This is a genomic window from Thauera sp., assembly GCF_035444905.1.
GTDB lineage: Bacteria > Pseudomonadota > Gammaproteobacteria > Burkholderiales > Rhodocyclaceae > Thauera.
Genome location: NZ_DAOMPS010000046.1, coordinates 1 through 19,469, shown reverse-complemented (window position 1 = coordinate 19,469; position 19,469 = coordinate 1). Strand labels below are relative to the sequence as shown.

Genomic DNA, 19,469 nt, shown 5'->3' with positions numbered 1-19,469 from the left:
GTCATGTCCATCATCGGCCGGGCTCGTGCGTGGCTGTCCTCGTCTGATTCACAGGCGACAGTTTCGCCTGTCGTTCGGCGGGCGACAATTGAGCGCGGCGGAAAGGTGTCTGTTCCAGCTATCCCTTGGGGATAGTCAACATCAGCGATCACGCAAGGCTTCTCGGAGCTGTGCCAGGTAGGCACGTGCCACCTCGGGGTCAGCCGCACGGGATGCCGGTGGTGACGACGGCGGGGACGCTGGCGCCGCCGATGCACTTTCTCCGGCCCAGGCCTTGAACTCCCCGCGGATCGCCTTCTGGATGATGCCAAACAGGTAGCCGGCCGGGTTGCGTACCGCGCTGTTGTGGCAGCGTGCCGCCCACTCGTCGAGAACGGCCTGCCTCTGCGCCTCGTCCACCCGCTGCAGCGCCACCAGCGCGCCGGCCTGCTGCTCGTCCTTCAAGCGCAGGAAACGCTCGGGCAGCCGCAGGTTCTGCAAGGCCCTCGCGCGCGGTACTGTACGTACTTCATTTATACGATCATTACGTACTGTACGGTCCTCCTTCGGAATCCGAAGAGAGCCGTCCGGCGCAGGTTTCGGCCCTGCTTCGGATTCCGAAGACAGGCGCGCGCCATTCCGAAGCAGGGCTTCCTGGCCTTCTTCGGATTCGTGGTCCGCCCCCTCCTGTGGATAACCTTGCGTCGTCCAGCCATGCCGTGCCATGCGCTGCGCGAGCACCTGCAGGCGGGTCGGCAGCGTGCGCCCGCTGAGCAGCGGGTCTTCGGCGATCTCTCGCAGCGTGTTCATGCCCACGATCTGCACTGCCTTCGCCGCGTGCGTGAGCGCCTGGCTCACCAGGCCCAGGTAGTCGGGGTCGAGCTGCATCGCCTCGAAGGGTGACAGCGGTTCGTCGTGTAACACGTAGAGGTTGCCTTGGATGCGGCCGGTCTTGGGATCGCGCCGCCGCCGCACCAGGCTGAGCCAGCGCGTCAGCCGCAGCAGCGTCAAGGCGCGCGCCACGGTCTCGTGCGAGGCTTGCGTCGCACAGGGCATGGACGCCAGATAGGGGCGGAGCTGGTCGTAGGTGGGAAAGGCGGTCACGCCGTCGTCGTTGAGCTGCAGGCGGAACACCTGCCAGGCATTGCGCTCCAGCGGCGTCAGGCGCCGGTCGAGGAACAGCGCGCGCGGCACGCTCTCGTGTCGGTTGCCGCTGTAGAGAAAACCGTCCTGGCTCGGCGCCGTGCCCTGCGCCGGTTCCTTCGGCTCAAGGTGCCGCAGCGCCTCGTCGAACAACGCCGACAGCGCAACCGGGCCATCACGCCGTGGAGCGTCGCCCGTCGTCATGGCCTACACCAGCCCCTGGTCGACCCAGTTCCGTATCGCCGACCAGATCACCGACATGGGCAGGGTCATGGCCTCGGCCAGGTCCATGGTCAGCGCCAGCATCGCCATGTCGTCGTTCAGTGCGATGTGCCGCTCCGTGATGCCGGCCTTCCAGCGTTCCCACAAGGCCACGTCCTGCGCCTCGTCGAGCACCGGATGCCAGCCCTTGCGCTTGGGCAGTCCGAGGATGTCGCGACGCAGCGCCACTTCCTGATGCGTGAGGCCGTAGAACTTGCTGACCATCTCCGTGCTCGCCCCCAGGCGCAGCATGCGGTCCACCGTGGCGATCTCCCGCTCCACGTCGTGCACCTGGCTCAGCAGCCGCTTCAACACTTCCCGGTTCACCGACACCGAACACCACGACACAGTGGCATTCACGAGCATGCTCACGAGCTCGGGGCGCTTCAGCGCATCCAGTTCCTCCTCGCCGAAGCCCATCGCCTTGCAGCGACGCAGCTGGCCGTTGTGAAGATCGTGCAGCGCCTGGGCAATGACTGCCTGATTGAGCGGATGCGATGCCGACATGGGAGCCTCCTCAGCGCTCAAGACACGTGGCCCGGGTCACCGGCTTCCAGATCCAGCAGCCGGCGCGCCAGGCGCAGCAGACGGAACAGCTTTACCAGCCCGGCATCGCTCAGGCGCGTGGCCAAGCCGCCGTGACCATGCAGCAGCGGCCCAAGGTCATCGGCCAGCCGCGCGCGATCCAGCCCGGTCGCGGATGCCGGTGCGACGCTCAGCGCGTGCAGCAGGGTCAGCACCGCCCGAGCAAAAGCCGGCAGCACGTTCGCCTGGCCCACGGCCGGCGTCACGCAGACGAAGCCGATGCCGCCATCGCTGGCTTCGATGTGGTCGGCCACCGCCGCTTCCTCGGCGATCTCGCGAGCGAACTGCGCGATGTGCACGCGCAGGCGATCCGGCACGTCCAGGCCCGGCTCGATGTACCAGACATCCGAGATGGGAAAGAGCCCGCCAACCTGCACCGGGATCGCGCGCAGCACATCTGCCTTGAAGTCGGGTAGCTTGTCGCCGAGCTGATCCGCGACCATCCGCTGGATGGACTGCAGGCGCTCGGTGGTCGGGGCCGGCGTCACGATGTGCCCCTGCAGGCGCTCGTCGCGCTGCCCGTCCCGGTCGTTTGGTGCAGCGGCAGGTGGTGCCGAGGGTGTCTCTGCCGGTGGCGCGGCGGGCGAGGTGCCCCGTGGCGTCGGCGCCGCGGGCGGCAGTTGCGGCGTGATGGCTGGCGCCGCAGGTGCGACAGGCGTTGCCGGGTTCGGCGCGGCCGGCTCGCTGGTCAATGCTCGCTGACGGCTTTCGCTGTCATCGACCTCCAATGCCAGCGTGTCGTAGTCCGCTTCCAGCAGCTCGGCCATCTGGCCGACCAGCTCGTCCTGCACCCGCTGCGGTGAGAAGTTGTCGGGCTGCGTGTCGAACTGCGCCAGCACGTCCTGGAACAGCGTAGCGAAGTCCATCGACAGGTTGCGCCTCAGGGCACGCCGCTCCCAGGTGCGTTCGCAGGCCTTGCGCAGCACCGCGAGCCGTTCCACCTGATGCCGGCCGAGCCCGCCGTACAGCAGCGTGGGGATCGCCGGGAGCAGGTAGTGCACGGCGTCCTGCATGCGGCTGATGTGCGACTGCGGCAGCGGGAAGCCATCGGCCGTAAGCCGCCGCGCCAGCTCGCTCTGCGACAGCGGCTGGCCGCTGTCCCGCCCCATTTCCTGCTCGTAGAACTCGCGCGCCTTCTCCACGCCCAAGGCCCGCTCGATGAAGCTGAGCCCGCCGCGCAACTCGTTCTCGGCCAGGTGCCCGGTCAGCATCACCACTTCGCCGCGCTGCGGCCACGGGCGGAACAGGCAGGGGATGCGGAAGAACCGTTCGTCTTTCGTCTCGCTCCACAGCTCGCGCAGGATCGCCAGGCGCGTGTTGCCGCCGTTGCGGATGATGTAGTGCGGTTCGCCGGGCCGGCGCGTGATCGCGGGCGGCGCATCGAGCCCGCGTTCGCGGATCGAGGCCTTGATGTCCTCGTAGGCCGGGTTGCGCGTCACGCGCGGGTCGTGGTCGTAGGGGCGCAACTGGTCCAGCGTCACCACCATCGGCGTGTCGGCGATGGGGTCGCTCAGGGCCGCGACCGAAGGGCCGTTGCGCTCGAAGCCCGAGGCCAGCAGATTGGCGGCCATGTCCTGCGGCGTCAGGTCAGCCACGGCCGTTCTCCTGAGATGCTGCAACACCCTGGGCCGCCTGTCGGTCGGCGCGGCGAAGCTGCGCACGGGCGTTGCGCTCGGCGCGGTGGTCGCTCGCCGTCGAGCTGGTGTAGATCGGCGCGCAGCCTTGCTTCGTGAACAGCAGGTGCCCGCCGCGGGTGCGCACCACCTTCCAACCTTCTCCCAGGGCGAACTCGATCAGCCCTCGCAGCCGCTTGTGGCCGCGGGCCAGGTCATGTGCGCTGGCCATGGCCGGCCCCTCCCGCGTCGCCTCGGCCGGTGACGAGCGCAAAGCGCTCCTGCCACGCCGGGAACAGCTCGCCGGCCAGCGCGCGCATGGTCTCCAATGCGGCAGGTGCCGTGTGGCCCGCCGGCTGGCGGTATTCCACCCGATGCACCGGCAGGCCGCGCGTCGCGGCGCGCGGATAGGCTTCAATCGCCGGCACGTCGGTGTCCAGCACGCGCACGCCAGGCTGCTCCTGGAATACCTGACGCAGCGCCTGCTGGATCAGCCGCGCATTTGACGACACCGGATGCACGCGGTTGATGAGCAGGTGCAGCGGCGGCGGCTCGATGCCGAGGTGGCGGTACGGCGCGATGTCCTCGATGAGTTGCAGCGTGCCGCGCCGCAGCTCGCGCGCCGCGAGGATTTCCGGCGTCACCGGCGAAAGCGCCAAGTTCGAGGCCAGCACCGCCATCTCCAGCAGCACGCTGCGCGCGCCCTGGGTGTCGATCAGCAGCAGGTCGTAGTGCGGCGCCAGCGTGGGCAGCAGGTGGCGCAGCCGCAATCTGCCATCGGGCGCGTGCAGCAGCAGCGTGTTCAGCTCGCCGCGGTCGTCGTTCGAGAGCACCAGGTCAAGCCGCTCGATCGCGGTGCGCGACACCAGTTGCTCGGCGCGCTGCTCGTTGTAGGCCAGCATCTCGTAGATGCCGGCCGGCGCGCGCTCGGCCAGCGTGAAGTAGCTCGACAGCGTGGGCTGCACGTCCAGGTCCAGCAGCAGCACGCGCAGCCCGGCGTCGGCCGCGAAGCCGCCCAGGTTGGCCGCCGTCGTGGTCTTGCCGACGCCGCCCTTGGTCGAAATGATGGACACCACCTGCATGGGCTTCTCCCGGTTGAATGGCATGTACCGAGGAAAAGCGTCAGGCGCGCTCATTGAGGCGATCGGCGATCCATTGCTCGACCTCCGCCGAGTCCCAGCCCACGGCGCGCACGCCCAAGCGCAGCGCCTTGGGGAACTTGCCTTCTTTCATCAGGCTGTAGATGTGCGCGCGCTTGAAGCCGGTTTTGGCCTCGACTTCAGCGCGACGCAGGATGCGGTGCTCGGCCGGCACTGCCGGCGCGGTGGTCTGCGAAGACATGAGAGACACTCCTTGACGCTCACTGGCGCTGTTCGGAAAGTGCCTCGTATTCAATACACCGCGGTCGCCGAAATCACTGCAATTGCAGAAGCAGCGACTGCAATTGCAGTGCGCCGCATCGGCATCATGCTGGCCGCGTCGTCAGCGCGACGCCTCCAGGTGGCGCCGCGCCTGCGCGAGCTTGCTCCACAGCGTCCGCTCGCTGAGACCCGGCCGCCCCTCATGGTGTGCGATCAGCGCGCTGACCACGGCATCCATGCTGCGGAACGACGAATAGGCCGCGCCTGACGGCGAATTGCCCAGCAGCAGCGTCAGCAGTCCGCCGATGATGTTGAGGTAAGTCGTCTCGCTGCGCAGGCCAGGCTCGCGCGCCTGTTCGTCGTTGGCCGCGCGCGTGGCATGTTCCTTCGCCAGTGCTTCGTGCGCGGTGCGCAGCGTTTCATGCACCAGGGCAAGTTCGGCAAGTTGCGACTTCGCTGCTTCGCGATCGGCCAGCAGAATGTTGAGCGTGTCCACGCTCACCGCCGGATGCACCGCGCGTTCGATGCCGTCAAACAAAAACCCCGGCCGATCGCCGGGGTAGAACTGCGACATCCACGCTTTCAAGTCCACGTGGCGCACGGTCAACTCGGGGTCGTCGAGCGCCGGCCGCTGCGAGTCCAGCACGATGCCGGCCTTGCCACCGGGCAATTCGCCATGCGTCAGCGCGTCGAAGATGCGCTCGGCATACAGGCGCAGCAGCGGCCAGCGCGGGAATTCGCCGGGCTCCGGCATGGCACGCTGCTCCAGCGCTTCCAGAATACGCTGCTCGAAGCGCAGGAGGCCGCACCAGCGGACGGCCGCCTCGATCGGTCGGTAGTACGTCTTTGCGCCAAAGGCGTGGCTGCTCGATTTCGGCATATCGCGCTCTTCCCATCGTCGGATCGACACATGGCAAGCGCGCGCGGCCCACATGGGCGCAGCGATTGCCCAAAGAACCCGATGAAGCGCGAGCCGGTCGGCATCGTGGTGGACGTTGGGTGCGGCGATGTCGCCGAGCGTTACGCAGGGGGCAAACCTCCTTGCGGTGCCCGCTACACCTCAACCATAATGCACCTGCGAAAAATCTTGTTACCGGCGCAACGGTCTGAAAAGCCGCGCATCCAAGTTCGATCAGGAAGGGATGCCGCGCTTTACCGGAAAACCAGGGCAAAGTTTTCGTAGGAATACGGGCGGGGTAAAGCGCCAATGCGACTTCCGGCTGAGCCGGTTTGCATCCAGCAAGGGCTCATGCGTTCTGCGTCACTGCAGTGACCTCGACAGCTTGAAGGTGCCTTGCTTGATGCCGGGTGGATAGGCCCGATTCGCCATCCATGCCCGTGACGCAAAAGGTCGGCCGCCGATGCAATGCGGGTCAAGGTCCAGACCGAAAGGGAATCGTACCGTCCAAAATCCCCGCGTCACATCGGGCGTTGATCGGTGCCTTGCGGGCGTCCGACACGCTCCACGCGGTCGATGAACTGCCGCAGCGGCTCCATGATTTCGCCTTCGGGTCGCAGTAGATAGGTCGTCAGCGAAGCGGTCTCGTCGGCCAGCGGCCGCACGACGACATCGGCCTGATGGCAACCCGCCAGATGCGCCGCGCTCGAAAAGCCCACGCCGTAGCCGGCGGCCACGAGGGCCAGCATCAGGGAATGGGTCTTGACGTACTCGGCTACCGTCGGCTGCGCATCCACCGTGCGGAGCAGCCGTTCGCGCTGCCGGCTGCAACCTTCGCAGACCTGGGGATCGCACAGCACCAGCGGATAGCTCGCCACTTCCTCCAGCGGCACTTCCTTGAAAGCCAGCAGCGGATGCCTAGCGGGCAAAGCCACCACCAGCGGGTCTCGCCACACCGGCATGGCGACGATGCCGGCGTCCATTTCACCAGCCAATGCAAAACCTGCGTCATACAAGTCGTTGCGCAGTCCAGTCACCAACTGCACCAGTGGCGTTTCAAATATCCGAATGCCGACCTGTGGTGCCTCCTCGCGGCAAAGCGCAAGCAACGCCGACAAGCGGGCCTGCCCCATGTCACCAGATAGTGCGATGCGCAGCGTGTTCCGCTGGTTCGCTGCGGCGCGTGCCTTGGTCTGCGCTTGCTCGAAGGCCAGCAGTACGCGCCGGGCTTCTTCGAGGAAGACCTGTCCCGCCGGTGTGAGACGAACACTGCGTGGCAAGCGGTTGAGCAGCGGCACCCCTAAATCCGCCTCCATCTGGCGGATCGTGCGCGACAGTGGAGACTGTTCGATGTGCAGCCGTCGAGCAGCCCGGCCGAAGTGCAGTTCCTCGGCTACGGCGATGAAGCAGCGAAGATGGCGTAAGTTCATGCTTTCTCCCTACCGATGTGATCAGTCCATATCATCGTAGGGAGCCGAATAGTGCGGAGGATTCACCTCTGTATCGAGATGAGAGCCATCCTGGGGGGTGATGCTCGGATGCTTTTCGCCCATGTCAGCGCCTACGGCGAAGCTCTCGTTCGAGATCGCCCAGCTGCGACGCCTGAAGTTCGGCAAGAAGAGCGAGCAGCTCGATGCCGAACAACGCGCGCTGTTCGACGAGGCTCTGGACGCCGACCTTGCCGCGGCTGAGGCGCAGCTCCAGGAACTGCTGGGCAAGAAGAAGCCGCCGGCTACGCCTGGCGCGATGCCTAAGCGCACCGCCTTGCCGGCGGACCTGCCGCGCGTGGACTGCCACCACGAGCCCGAGAACACCCGCTGCGCGTGCGGCTGTGCGCTCAAGCGCATCAGCGAGAAGCTGGACTACACGCCGGGCGTGTTCACGGTCGAGTGCCAAATCCGCGGCAAGTGGACCTGCGCACAGGTGCCGAACGCTGACCCAGGTGCCGGTCCCGGCGGAGATCATCGCCAAGGGCATCCCCACCTCCGGGCTGCTCGCGTAGGTGCTGGTCGCAAAGGACTCCGACCATCTGCCGCTTACATGGTCGTCCCTAGGCAAGCAGGAATCAGCTGCGTGAGTGAATCGGGAGGTTTGCGTAGCTGATGGCTGGTCAGCAGCGTCTGCGCCGGCGGCTTCACCGGCACGAAGCGCATGTGCGGGCGGGTTGCCGCCTCGCAGATCGCTGCGGCATCGGCCGCACCGTTCTTGCGTCCCTTGCCGGCCATGCGGTAGGGCGTGACGAAGTGGCCTGCAATCAGCCGCGCATCCAGCCCATAGCCGCGCAGCTTGCGTGCCCAGTGATGCGCACCGCCGCAGGCCTCCAGGGCCACCAGGCAGCCGGGAGGCAGCTGCGCGCACCAGGCCGCAAACTTGTCAGCGGCCAGCGCCTTGGCAACCACCACGCGCGCATCCACCGCATGCACCTAGATAACCCGCTTGGCCAGATCCACCCCGACTCGGGCAATCTCGTTCATGGACTTCCCCTTTCGCATGGCTGCAGATTGATGACTTGGGGAGCACCATCGTGGTGGCAGCCAACATTTGTTTCCTGGCTGCTTACGATTGAGTCACATCAATCGGCCAGCAGATCGCTGTATGTTGACTCTTGACTTTCGGCATGCTAGGCGCAATATCTTGCAAAGTCTTGCAAGAATTTCCTCAGGCGAGGCCGCGTGACGACGGAACTTGTGGGGGTGGTATGACAGCGCGCCAGCAGGCGATCTTCACACTCGACGAGTTGGCTGCCTACTTGAAAGTCGGCAAGCGGACGCTTTACCGGCTCGCCTCGCACGGGGAGATTCCGGCCTTCAAGGTCGGCGGGACGTGGCGGTTTCGTCAAAGTGAAATCGATCGATGGATCAATGATCAGATCCAAGCAGGCAGAAAGAAGGAGGTGATACGCACAGATGAGCAGCCAAAGTCAGCGGAACACTCCGTGTCGTCTGGGCGCGCTGTCCGTCGCCGCAGGCAAACGGAGTGAGCGAGAGTCTTCAATTTTTCTTCTGGAGGTGTGACATGGACATTGATTTCAAGAAGTTGGCTCCCTGGAACTGGTTCAAGAAGGAGCAGGAAGAACAACAGAGCACTGCCTCGCTGCCGGTGCAGCGCAATGACCTGCCGGTGGCGGGTGGGCCCGTCAGTCCCATCCTGCAATTGCATCGCGAGATCGATCGCCTGTTCGACGACGCGTTTCGAGGCTTCGGTTTCCCGACGCTGGCCATGCCACGCTGGCCGTCGGAATGGCCGGGCCTGCTGAAACCGGCGCTGGACATCCAGGAGACCGACAAGCAGTACAAGATCGCCCTGGAAGTGCCCGGCGTCGAGGAAAAAGACATCCAGATCACGCTCGACAACGACGTGCTGCTGGTGCGCGGTGAAAAGCGTCAGGAGCAGGAAACGAAAGACGGCGGTTTCCACCGGGTGGAGCGCTCCTACGGCAGCTTTCAGCGCGCTCTGAACCTGCCGGCCGATGCCAACCAGGACACGATCAAGGCCGCTTTCAAGAACGGCGTGCTCACGATCATGATGGACAAGCGCGAGGCCAGTACGCCCAAGCAGGGGCGCTCGATCCCGATCAACGGCTGACGCGGGGCAGCGCGTTTTTCTCAAAAACCACAAAGAGATGAGGCACCGTGATCGGCGGTGCCTCGTCATATCAATCTTTACAGGAGCATCAGCATGGCCAGAAAACAATGCCAAGTCTGCGGCCAGCCCGCCACGGTGCGGGTGGAAGCCAATCTCAATGGTCGCCACAGCACCATGCTGTTGTGTGACGATCACTATCGCCAACTGGTGCGCCAGCAAAAGCGCACCGTCTCACCGCTGGAAGCCTTGTTCGGCTCGCGCAGCGGGCTGTTCGAAGACTTCCTTGGCAGCGACTTCTTCCGCATCGGTGACGACGCACCGTCCATGGCAGCCGATACCGACGAGGTCGTCGATGCCTCGTTCGGCGAACCCGCCCCGGCCGGTACGGGCACCGCGCGCCGTCGCGGCAGTGGGCTCGCCAGCCGTATCAGCGAACAGTCCGAGGCCCTATTGCAGGAGGCCGCCCGACACGCTGCAGAGTTCGGGCGCGCCGAAGTCGATACCGAACACCTGCTGCTGGCGCTATCCGACAGCGACGTGGTCAAGACCATCCTGGGGCAGTTCAAGATCAAGGTCGATGACCTCAAGCGCCAGATCGAATCCGAAGCCAAGCGCGGCGATAAGCCGTTCGAGGGCGAGATCGGCGTGTCGCCCCGGGTCAAGGACGCGCTCAGCCGTGCTTTCGTGGCCTCCAACGAACTCGGCCACTCTTATGTCGGGCCGGAGCATTTCCTGATCGGGCTCGCCGAGGAAGGCGAAGGTTTGGCGGCCAACCTGCTGCGCCGTTACGGCCTCACGCCGCAAGCGCTGCGCCAGCAGGTAAGCAAGGTGGTCGGCAAAGGGGCCGAGGATGGCCGCGCCGAGACGCCGACCAACACGCCCGAGCTGGATAAATACTCGCGCGACCTCACCAAGATGGCGCGCGAGGGCAAACTCGATCCAGTCATCGGCCGTGCGCAGGAGATCGAGACCACCATCGAGGTGCTGGCCCGGCGCAAGAAAAACAACCCGGTGTTGATCGGTGAGCCCGGCGTCGGCAAGACCGCCATTGTCGAAGGACTGGCGCAGCGGATGGTCGCCGGCGAAGTGCCCGAGACGCTGCGCGACAAGCGTCTGGTCGAACTCAACATCAACGCCATGGTGGCAGGCGCCAAGTACCGCGGCGAGTTCGAGGAGCGCGTGCAGAAGGTGCTCAAGGAAGTGACCGAGCACCAGGGCGAGCTGATTCTCTTCATCGACGAGGTGCACACCATCGTCGGTGCAGGCCAGGGTGGCGGCGAAGGCGGGCTGGACGTGGCCAACGTGTTCAAGCCGATGATGGCGCGCGGCGAACTGAACCTGATCGGCGCCACCACGCTCAACGAGTATCAGAAGTACATCGAGAAGGACGCCGCGCTGGAGCGTCGCTTCCAGCCGGTGATGGTGCCCGAGCCGACGGTAGCGCAGACCATGATGATCCTGCGCGGCTTGCGCGACACCTTCGAGGCGCACCACAAGGTCAGCATCACCGAGGATGCGATCATCGCCGCCGCCGAGTTGTCGGACCGCTACATCACCGCGCGCTTTTTGCCTGACAAGGCCATCGACCTGCTCGACCAGGCGGCCGCACGCGTGAAGCTGTCGGCCACGGCCCGCCCGGTGGCGGTGCAAGAGCTGGAGTCCGAACTGCACCAGCTGCGGCGTGAGCAGGACTATGTGGCCTCGCGCAAGCAGTACGACAAGGCCGCCGAGCTGGGCAAGCGCATCGAGGCCAAGGAGACTGAACTCAAGAAGCTCGTCGAGGAATGGGAACGCGAGCGCGCCTCGGGCAGCGCCGAAGTCAAGGCCGAGCATGTCGCGCAGATCGTCTCGCGCCTGACCGGCATTCCGGTCAACGAGCTGACGGTGGAAGAACGCGAGAAGCTGCTGCATCTGGAGCAGCGGCTGCACGAGCGCCTGGTGGGCCAGGACGAAGCGGTGCGCGCGGTGGCCGATGCCGTGCGGTTGTCGCGCGCGGGCCTGCGCGAAGGCAGCAAGCCGGTGGCGACTTTTCTGTTCCTCGGGCCGACCGGCGTGGGCAAGACCGAGCTCGCCAAGGCGCTGGCCGAGTCCATCTATGGCGATGAAGGTGCGCTGCTGCGCATCGACATGTCCGAGTACGGGGAACGCCATACCGTGGCACGCCTGGTGGGCGCGCCTCCGGGTTATGTGGGCTATGACGAGGGCGGCCAGCTCACCGAGAAGGTGCGTCGCAAGCCCTACAGCGTGTTGCTGCTGGACGAGATCGAGAAGGCTCACCCCGACGTCTACAACATCCTGCTGCAGGTGTTCGACGACGGGCGGCTCACCGACGGCAAGGGCCGGGTGGTGGATTTCACCAATACCATCATCATCGCCACCTCGAACTTGGGCTCGGACATCATCCAGCGTCGGCTGAAGGCCCGTGGCGCCGCCGGCGAGGAATACGAGAAGACCAAGTCCGAGGTGATGGACGTGCTGCGCGGACACTTCCGCCCCGAGTTCCTCAACCGCATCGACGAGATCATCGTCTTCCATGCGCTGGGCAAGGAGGAGATCCGCCATATCGTCGGCCTGCAGCTCGATCGTGTGGCCCGCAACGCCGCCAGCCAGGGCGTGACGCTGACCTTCGATCAGACCTTGATCGATCACTTCGCGGAGGAAGGCTACAAGCCCGAGTTCGGCGCGCGTGAGCTCAAGCGGCTGATCCGCAGCGAGCTGGAGACGGCACTGGCGCGCGAGATGCTGGGTGGCGGTATCGGCAAGGGCGATCACGCCAGCGCCCGCTGGGACGACAAGGCCGAACGGGTGGTCTTCGAGCGCCAGGAGCCACCCGCGAAGCCGGCCGAGCCTGAAAAGCCCGATGCCGCGAACGTGGCCGAGGCACCGCCTAGCGACGCGAGCAAGCCTGCGCGCAAGAAGAAGTCAGCGGGCGGCGAATCTTGAGCGATGGGAGGCTGTCGTGTCCGACCCCAACGGGCTGACATGGGCAGCCACCCTCGTGTCGCTGGCGGTCGCTATCCCCACAGCGGGGCACGCGGTCATCTACAAGCGTGACCCTCGATCGGCCACGCTGTGGGTACTGCTGATCGCCTTGTTGCCGCTGGGCGGTTCGCTGCTGTATGGGCTGTTCGGCATCAACCGTTACCAGCGGCGGGCGCGGCGGCTCTTCCCGGGGGCAGATCCTGCTGTTCGGCAGGACCTCTCGCCCACGATGCCCGAGGCTGTATCGCCGCCGCTTGCCGGTCTGGCCCACCTGGTGGGACGCGCCACCGGCCAGTCGCTGACCGGCGGCAACCGCATCGAGCCGCTTGTCGATGGCGAGCAGGCCTACCCGGCCATGCTCGCCGCCATCGAATCGGCGCGGTACAGCGTCGCCCTGGCCTCGTACATCTTCGACAGCCAAGGCATCGGGGCGCAGTTCGTCGATGCGCTGCGCCGGGCTCATGAGCGCGGCGTGCAAGTGCGGGTGCTGATCGATGACGTCTATGCCCGCTGGACGCCCCGCAGCGCCTACCGCGCCTTGCAACGCGCCGGCGTTCCGGCGGCGACGTTCAACCCGACATTGATTCCCGCGCGCCTGCACGCCGCGCATCTGCGCAATCACCGCAAGCTGCTGGTGATCGATGGCAAGACGGGATTCACCGGCGGCTTGAACATCTTCAGCCGGTATTGGCGGCCCGATGCGCCGGGCCAGGCCTGTCACGATTTGCACTTTCGTCTGCGCGGGCCGGTGGTTGCGCATCTGATGCAGTGCTTCACCGATGATTGGTGCGATACCACGGGCGAGCGGCTCAGCGAGGGTTTCTGGCGCGAATCGCCCGCAGTGGCTGATGAGCAAGGGACCTCTTGGGCGCGCGGCATCGAGGCCGGTCCCGATGAGGCCCTGGACAGGATGCGCTGGACCTTCATGGGCGCTTTGAGCGCGGCGAAGCATTCGGTGCGCATCTGGACACCTTACTTCGTCCCCGATCAGCCGATGATCGCGGCGCTAAGCACGGCCGCGTTGCGCGGCGTGCGTATCGACGTGCTGACGCCCGCAAACGGCGACCATCCCACGGTGCAATGGGCCGCGCGCGCCCACTACTGGCAGGTGCTGGAGCACGGTGTGCGCATCTTCGAACGGCCTGGCCCGTTCGACCACAGCAAGCTGATGCTGGTAGACGGAGCGTGGTGCTGCCTGGGTTCGGCCAATTGGGATGCGCGCAGTTTGCGCCTCAACTTCGAGTTCAATGTGGAGGTGTACGACACCGCGTTGTCTACGCGGCTGTCATCCCTTTTTGATGCCGCTCGTGATGCGTCGGGCGAGATATCGGCGAAGGCGTTGCGCGCCCGCCCGCTGGCCATCCGCTTGCGCGACGGGGTGGCCCGTCTGTTCACCCCCATTCTCTAGCGACATGACTTGCGAGGAACATTGCCCATGGAAAAGAAAGATCAATGGAACATTGGCTACTGGATCGTCGCCGGCCTGTTGCTGCTGACGCTGCAGAACTACTGGCAGGCGGCCAACACCGTCGAGCCCGTGCCCTACAGCGAATTCGAGAAGGCGCTGGCCGAGGGGCGCGTCGCCGATGTGCTGGTGGCGGACCGCACGGTGACCGGGCGCCTGAAATCGCCGGACAGCCGGGGCAAGACCACCATCGTGGCCACCCGTGTCGAACCCGACCTGGCCGAGCGGCTGTCCAAGTACGACGTGCCCTATGCGCGGGTGGTGGAAAGCACCTGGCTGCGTGATGTGCTCTCCTGGATTCTGCCGGCGGTGGCCTTCTTCGGCGTCTGGTTTTTCCTGTTCCGCCGCTTCGCCGAGAAGCAGGGCATGGGTGGCTTCCTGAGCATCGGCAAGAGCCGTGCCAAGGTATTCATGGAGAAGAACACTGGCGTGACCTTTGCCGATGTCGCTGGCGTCGATGAAGCCAAGGCGGAGTTGGTTGAGATCGTCGATTTCCTCAAGAATCCGCAGGAGTATGGACGGCTCGGGGCGCGCATTCCCAAGGGCGTGTTGCTGGTCGGCCCACCGGGCACCGGCAAGACATTGCTGGCCAAGGCTGTTGCCGGCGAGGCGGCGGTGCCCTTCTTCTCCATCTCCGGATCAGAGTTTGTCGAGATGTTCGTCGGCGTGGGTGCGGCCCGTGTGCGCGATCTGTTCGAACAGGCGCGTGCGCAGGCGCCGGCGATCATCTTCATCGATGAGCTGGATGCTTTGGGCCGCGCACGCGGTGTCGGAGGACCGATCGGTGGACACGACGAGCGTGAGCAGACGCTGAACCAGTTGCTCACCGAAATGGATGGCTTCGACAGCTCGGTCGGGCTGATCATCCTTGCAGCCACCAACCGGCCGGAGATCCTCGATCAGGCCTTGCTTCGCGCCGGTCGCTTCGACCGTCAGGTGCTGGTGGACCGTCCCGACAAGAAAGGTCGCCTGGATATCCTGAAGGTCCATGTCAAGAAGATCACCCTGGCCCACGGTGTAGATCTGGAACAGGTGGCGGCGCTGACCACCGGCTTTTCCGGCGCTGATCTGGCCAATCTCGTGAACGAAGCAGCGCTGAACGCGACGCGGCGCAAGGCGCAGGCTGTGGAACTGCAAGACTTCACCGCCGCCATCGAGCGCATCGTGGCCGGCCTGGAAAGGAAGAACCGTGTGCTCAATCCGAAGGAGCGGGAAACCGTGGCCTATCACGAGATGGGGCATGCGCTGGTGGCGCTGGCGCTGCCCGGCACCGATCCGGTACACAAGATTTCAATCGTTCCGCGTGGCATCGGTGCACTCGGCTACACCCTGCAGCGGCCCACCGAAGACCGATTTCTGATGACACGTGCCGACCTGGAGCACAAGATCGCCGTGCTCCTGGGAGGGCGCGCGGCTGAGAAGCTCGTGTTTGGCGAGCTGTCCACAGGGGCTTCAGACGATCTCGCGCGGGCCACCGACATCGCCCGCGACATGATTACGCGCTTCGGCATGGATGAAGGCTTGGGGTACGTCGCTTTTGAGGCACAGAGGCCGCGTTTTCTTGATGCGTCTGAACTGGTACAGGGTGGCTGCCGGGTAGCCGAATCGACTCAGACACGCATCGACCAAGCCATCCGTGACATCGTGATGGGTGTGTTTGATCGTGCATACCGAATTCTCGAAATTAATCGAGAAGTGCTGGAGCGGTGCGCGCGCGAACTGCTCGCACGGGAAACGCTGGATGAACACAGCATCCGGCAACTGACGCAAGGGCTACAGCTCGAATCTCCATGTCACAGCGGCCCAACTGCCGGAGCCATTACTTCCTCTGTGTCCCAAGGAGCCACCTCATGAGTGGCAGCATTCATATCGTCTGCCCACGCTGCCAATCCATCAATCGCGTGCCAGCCAACAAGTTGGCGGAGAAGCCCAATTGCGGGCGGTGCCAGCACCCGCTTTTCACCGGAGAACCCATCGAGCTGACCACAGCGACGGTAGAGGACATCACCGATCTCAAGAGGATCGAGCAGGCGCTGAACTCTATGCGCCTACAGCGAGAAGAGTTGGCCAGCCACGTTCCCGGTATGCTTTACCAATACCGTCTTCGTCCGGACGGCAGCTCGCACTTCCCTTATGCCAGCGCGAGGATACAGGAAATATACGGGGTTGCACCGGAGGATGTTGTTGAAGATGCCACTCCTGCGTTCGCTGCGCTCCATCCTGAAGACCGCGACCGTGTGCATGAAACCATACAGGCGTCGGGGCAGTCACTCGCGCTTTGGCATGACGAGTACCGAGTGCAGTTTCCAGACGGTCGGGTGATCTGGGTCGAAGGCGAGGCGTCGCCTGAAGCCATGCCTGATGGGAGCATCCTCTGGCACGGCTATATCCATGATGTCACCTCACGCAGAAGATCCGCGGAAGAGCTTCGCCTTGCGGCTAAAGTTTTTGAGCACGCAGGAGAGGGCATCCTCGTTACGGACGCTCAAGGCCACATTGTCAACGTCAATCGGGCGTTTTCCGTGATCACTGGTTATGCGCGGGAGGAAGTAATGGGTCAGACACCTCGTCTGCTCGAGTCCGATCGCTATGACGATGAGTTCTATCAGACCGTTTGGCAGGCTCTGTGTGAGCACGACTATTGGCACGGAGAGCTCTGGTGCCGACGCAAGAACGGCAGTCAGTTTGCCGCGCTGCTGACGATCAGTGCAGTCCCGGATATGCGGGGCAATATCGAGCATTACGCAGCCATGTTTTCCGACATCACAGCGCTGAAGGAGAACCAGCAACAGCTTGAACGCGTTGCTCATTACGACCTGCTCACCGGCTTGCCCAATCGACTATTGCTTCGAGACCGCCTTAAGCAGGCCATTCGTCAGACACGTCGGCGTGGCATGCACCTCGCGGTTGTCTTCATCGATCTGGATGGATTCAAGAAGGTCAACGACCAGCACGGCCACGGAGTCGGCGACAAATTGCTTTCCGTCCTGTCCAGGCGTATGACGCAGGTGTTGCGCGAAGACGATACCTTGGCCCGTCTTGGTGGTGATGAGTTTGTCGCTGTTCTGATCGACCTGCCGGATATTTCCCTCAGCGTACCGATTCTTGATCGCCTGATCGAGGTAGCTGCGCAGCCCGTACCGATTGGTGACGCATTGTGCGAAGTGAGCGCGAGTATCGGGGTGAGCTACTACCCGCAAGCCGAAGATATCGACGCCGACCAGCTACTGCGGCAGGCTGACCAGGCCATGTATTTTGCCAAGCAAGCTGGCAAGAATCGATATCACGTTTTCGATACGGAGAAGGATCGTACGCTGCGCCTCCGGCACGAAGGATTGGGGCTCTATGCCGTTTCCAGTGGAAATTGACTTCTCAACAGACATGACGGTAGCGCCCGTAGTCGCGGGCGACGGCCGGCACCAGGGGGTTCTGCGGCAGATGCTTGAGCTTGGACATGCGCAGGTAGGCCATGGCGATGAAGTTCTCGATGTTGCGGAAGCCTCGGGCGGCGGTCTTCGTCTGTTGAAGCAGGCCGTTCATCGCTTCGACGTAGGCGTTGCTGCGTCCGTCGAGCATGCCGCGCACGACGCCACCGAGGTGTTCTTTCAGCGTGAGGGCCAGCCGTTTGAAGGGCTCCAGGCGGCTGCGGCGCGCCCAGCTCAGCCATTTGCTCATGGCCCCTTGCGCGATCTCCTCGCTATTGCTCGCCGCTGCATCGCGATAGACCAGACGCAGCGCCTGCTTCAGGCGCCAGGCACGCGCGCTCTTCAGGTTCGAGCGTTGCAGCCAGTGCATCGCCTCGAACTGGGCGCGGGTCCAGCTCACCGGGTTCTTGCGCATGCCCCACAGCAGCTGACGCAGCGTCTTCTTGCTCTGCGCGCCGACCGCTTCGCGAACCGCTACCGCCGAGCTGCGCATTTCTTCGCGACGCACCTCGTCCATCGCTGCGTTGGCCAGCGCCACGACATGAAAGCGGTCGTAGCTGATCTGGGCATTGGGCAGCGACTTGCCGATCCCCTTGGCGTAGGCCGCGCTCATGTCGATGCAGGCATGCTTGATGGCCAGCGGGTTGCCGCCGTGTGCGCGCATGTCCTGGGCAAAGTCCTGCAACGTGGCGTGATCGCGGCCCGGGGTGGCAAACAGCAGACGCTTGGCTTCAAGGTCATGCACGACGGTGATGTACTCATGCCCGCGCTTGACGCTGGTCTCGTCGATCCCGACGTAGCGCACGCCCGACATATCGTCCCTGGCACGGGCGACCTCGACGTAATGGCGCACCCGACGCCACAGGCGCTTGGGCGCAATCCGCAACTGGTTGGCGGCCTGGCGCACCGGCATCTCCCGGCACAGCGACAGGCTAAGTGCCTCGAACAGCAAGGTAAAACCACTCCCCTCACGCGCCCACGGCACCGGCAGCTGCGTGGTCTTGCCGCAGCCGTCGCACTGCACGCGCGGGATCTCGGCATGCAGCCACGCTTCGAACTGAAAGAAATCCAAGTGACGCCAACTGCGCCGCACGCGGTCGTGGATCAGCTGGTGCTCGGCTCCACAGGCCGGACACGCGGCCCGACGGCCGGTGTGCTCGACCTCGAAGTCGATCCGCCGCTTGCCCGTGTTGAGCTCAACCTTGGCGACATGCCACGGCGGCTGCAGGCCAAGTGCGGTGGTGAAGAGGGCTTCGATCTGGTTGTTCATCGCGCGCAAGGTCGGCGTCAGCTTCGGGCGGTTCTACCACCTACCGTCATGTCTGTTGAGAAGTCAATTTCCACTGGAAACGGCATAGAGCCAGGATTGGACAGCATAGAGAATGCACTTGCCAATGGGCAGTTCCTGCTTTATTTCCAACCTAAGGTCAACATGCGTACGGGTGAGGTGCTGGGCGCCGAAGCCTTGATCCGCTGGCAACATCCGGCGCGTGGCTTGTTATCTCCTGCCTCCTTCCTACCCCTCATAGAGAATCATCCGCTCGGGATTGCTGTGGGGAAATGGACCATCGAGGCTGCGCTGACCCAGATCGAAATTTGGCGCAAGGCCGGCCTAAATGTCCCGATCAGCGTGAATATCGATGCCGAGCACTTGCTGCAACCGGATTTCATCATGCATCTACGGGGTATGTTGTCACGACATCCCGGCGCCCAACCGCAAGACCTTGAACTGGAAATCCTCGAAACCAGCGCCGTGGAGGACTTCGTTCAAGTGTCTCAGTCGATGGCGCTGTGCGAAAGGATGGGATTGCGTTTTGCCCTCGACGATTTCGGCAGCGGCTATTCATCGCTTACCTATCTGAAGCGCCTGCCCGCGTACCTGCTCAAGATCGACCAAGGTTTCATACGCGACATGCTCGAGGACCCGGACGATATCGCCATCCTGGATGCGCTACTGGCACTGGCAAGGTCGTTTGGCAGGAACTGCATCGCGGAGGGAGTCGAATCCATCAAGCATGGAGAAATTCTGCTGCGTCTGGGATGCGAGTGGGGCCAGGGTTATGCCATCGGGCATCCGATGCCGGTGCATGAATTCGAGCAATGGCTACACACCTGGCAGCAATGCTCTCAACTTAACGCTCCCTTATAGGACATATGCAAATGTGGCTTGCT

Annotated in this window: 16 protein-coding genes and 2 pseudogenes; 8 read left to right on the top strand and 10 right to left on the bottom strand. The window is 64.3% G+C overall.

Annotated elements, in window-relative coordinates:
- Positions 1 to 141: 141 nt before the first annotated feature.
- From PLC66_RS17250 to PLC66_RS17215, 8 genes are all read right to left on the bottom strand, one after another.
- On the bottom strand, positions 142 to 1,326 hold the full coding sequence (locus tag PLC66_RS17250) for an STY4528 family pathogenicity island replication protein (protein ID WP_324542704.1): 1,185 nt from the start codon (positions 1,324 to 1,326) through the stop codon (positions 142 to 144).
- A 3-nt stretch (positions 1,327 to 1,329) separates the two neighbouring features.
- Positions 1,330 to 1,890: a DUF2857 domain-containing protein gene (locus PLC66_RS17245; protein ID WP_324542702.1), complete on the bottom strand. Its 561-nt coding sequence runs from the start codon at positions 1,888 to 1,890 to the stop codon at positions 1,330 to 1,332.
- A 17-nt stretch (positions 1,891 to 1,907) separates the two neighbouring features.
- A complete protein-coding gene (locus tag PLC66_RS17240) occupies positions 1,908 to 3,563 on the bottom strand; it encodes a ParB family protein (RefSeq protein ID WP_324542700.1) in 1,656 nt (551 codons plus the stop codon).
- Positions 3,556 to 3,813, bottom strand: coding sequence for a hypothetical protein (locus PLC66_RS17235; protein WP_003454921.1), 258 nt, complete (start codon positions 3,811 to 3,813; stop codon positions 3,556 to 3,558). Before PLC66_RS17235 ends, PLC66_RS17240 begins: the two co-directional genes overlap by 8 nt.
- Positions 3,797 to 4,663, bottom strand: a complete 867-nt coding sequence (locus PLC66_RS17230) for a ParA family protein (protein ID WP_324542683.1) — start codon at positions 4,661 to 4,663, stop codon at positions 3,797 to 3,799. Before PLC66_RS17230 ends, PLC66_RS17235 begins: the two co-directional genes overlap by 17 nt.
- A 40-nt stretch (positions 4,664 to 4,703) precedes the next feature.
- The gene (locus PLC66_RS17225; RefSeq protein WP_006410661.1) at positions 4,704 to 4,922 is read right to left on the bottom strand and encodes an AlpA family transcriptional regulator; all 219 of its coding nucleotides are present in this window, start codon (positions 4,920 to 4,922) and stop codon (positions 4,704 to 4,706) included.
- Positions 4,923 to 5,063: 141 nt separating this feature from the next.
- Positions 5,064 to 5,822, bottom strand: coding sequence for a hypothetical protein (locus PLC66_RS17220; protein WP_003454930.1), 759 nt, complete (start codon positions 5,820 to 5,822; stop codon positions 5,064 to 5,066).
- A gap of 539 nt (positions 5,823 to 6,361) precedes the next feature.
- Positions 6,362 to 7,270 carry a LysR family transcriptional regulator gene (locus tag PLC66_RS17215; RefSeq protein WP_196710557.1) on the bottom strand — a complete coding sequence of 303 codons (909 nt, stop codon included), beginning with the start codon at positions 7,268 to 7,270 and terminating at the stop codon, positions 6,362 to 6,364.
- A gap of 139 nt (positions 7,271 to 7,409) precedes the next feature.
- Here PLC66_RS17215 and PLC66_RS17210 point away from each other — a divergent pair.
- Positions 7,410 to 7,839: pseudogene (locus PLC66_RS17210) on the top strand (transposase domain-containing protein); the annotation flags it as partial.
- A gap of 121 nt (positions 7,840 to 7,960) precedes the next feature.
- On the opposite strand, the pseudogene PLC66_RS22940 reads toward PLC66_RS17210, so the two are convergent.
- Positions 7,961 to 8,194: pseudogene (locus PLC66_RS22940) on the bottom strand (IS110 family transposase); the annotation flags it as partial.
- Between the two features lie 344 nt (positions 8,195 to 8,538).
- Between PLC66_RS22940 and PLC66_RS17200 the strand changes: the two are divergent.
- The 6 genes from PLC66_RS17200 (at position 8,539) to PLC66_RS17175 (ending at position 17,240) form a co-directional block, all read left to right on the top strand.
- Complete coding sequence (locus PLC66_RS17200; RefSeq protein ID WP_012761384.1) at positions 8,539 to 8,820, top strand: helix-turn-helix domain-containing protein; 282 nt, start codon at positions 8,539 to 8,541, stop codon at positions 8,818 to 8,820.
- A gap of 35 nt (positions 8,821 to 8,855) precedes the next feature.
- Entirely contained in the window at positions 8,856 to 9,425 is a 570-nt protein-coding gene (locus PLC66_RS17195; protein ID WP_324542606.1) for an Hsp20/alpha crystallin family protein, read from the top strand.
- A 93-nt stretch (positions 9,426 to 9,518) separates the two neighbouring features.
- Positions 9,519 to 12,368: a heat shock survival AAA family ATPase ClpK gene (clpK, locus tag PLC66_RS17190; RefSeq protein WP_057380095.1), complete on the top strand. Its 2,850-nt coding sequence runs from the start codon at positions 9,519 to 9,521 to the stop codon at positions 12,366 to 12,368.
- Positions 12,369 to 12,384: 16 nt separating this feature from the next.
- Positions 12,385 to 13,815, top strand: coding sequence for a cardiolipin synthase (cls, locus tag PLC66_RS17185; RefSeq protein ID WP_324542601.1), 1,431 nt, complete (start codon positions 12,385 to 12,387; stop codon positions 13,813 to 13,815).
- Positions 13,816 to 13,842: 27 nt separating this feature from the next.
- On the top strand, positions 13,843 to 15,726 hold the full coding sequence (gene ftsH, locus PLC66_RS17180; protein ID WP_324542599.1) for an ATP-dependent zinc metalloprotease FtsH: 1,884 nt from the start codon (positions 13,843 to 13,845) through the stop codon (positions 15,724 to 15,726).
- Positions 15,723 to 17,240: a diguanylate cyclase domain-containing protein gene (locus PLC66_RS17175; protein ID WP_324542598.1), complete on the top strand. Its 1,518-nt coding sequence runs from the start codon at positions 15,723 to 15,725 to the stop codon at positions 17,238 to 17,240. Before ftsH ends, PLC66_RS17175 begins: the two co-directional genes overlap by 4 nt.
- 4 nt (positions 17,241 to 17,244) lie before the next feature.
- Here the strand turns inward: PLC66_RS17175 and PLC66_RS17170 are convergent, their stop codons facing one another.
- Positions 17,245 to 18,567, bottom strand: a complete 1,323-nt coding sequence (locus PLC66_RS17170) for an ISL3 family transposase (protein WP_324542596.1) — start codon at positions 18,565 to 18,567, stop codon at positions 17,245 to 17,247.
- Here PLC66_RS17170 and PLC66_RS17165 point away from each other — a divergent pair.
- Positions 18,508 to 19,446 carry an EAL domain-containing protein gene (locus tag PLC66_RS17165; protein ID WP_324542594.1) on the top strand — a complete coding sequence of 313 codons (939 nt, stop codon included), beginning with the start codon at positions 18,508 to 18,510 and terminating at the stop codon, positions 19,444 to 19,446. The two genes, PLC66_RS17170 and PLC66_RS17165, sit on opposite strands and share 60 nt — an antisense overlap.
- Positions 19,447 to 19,469: the final 23 nt, after the last annotated feature.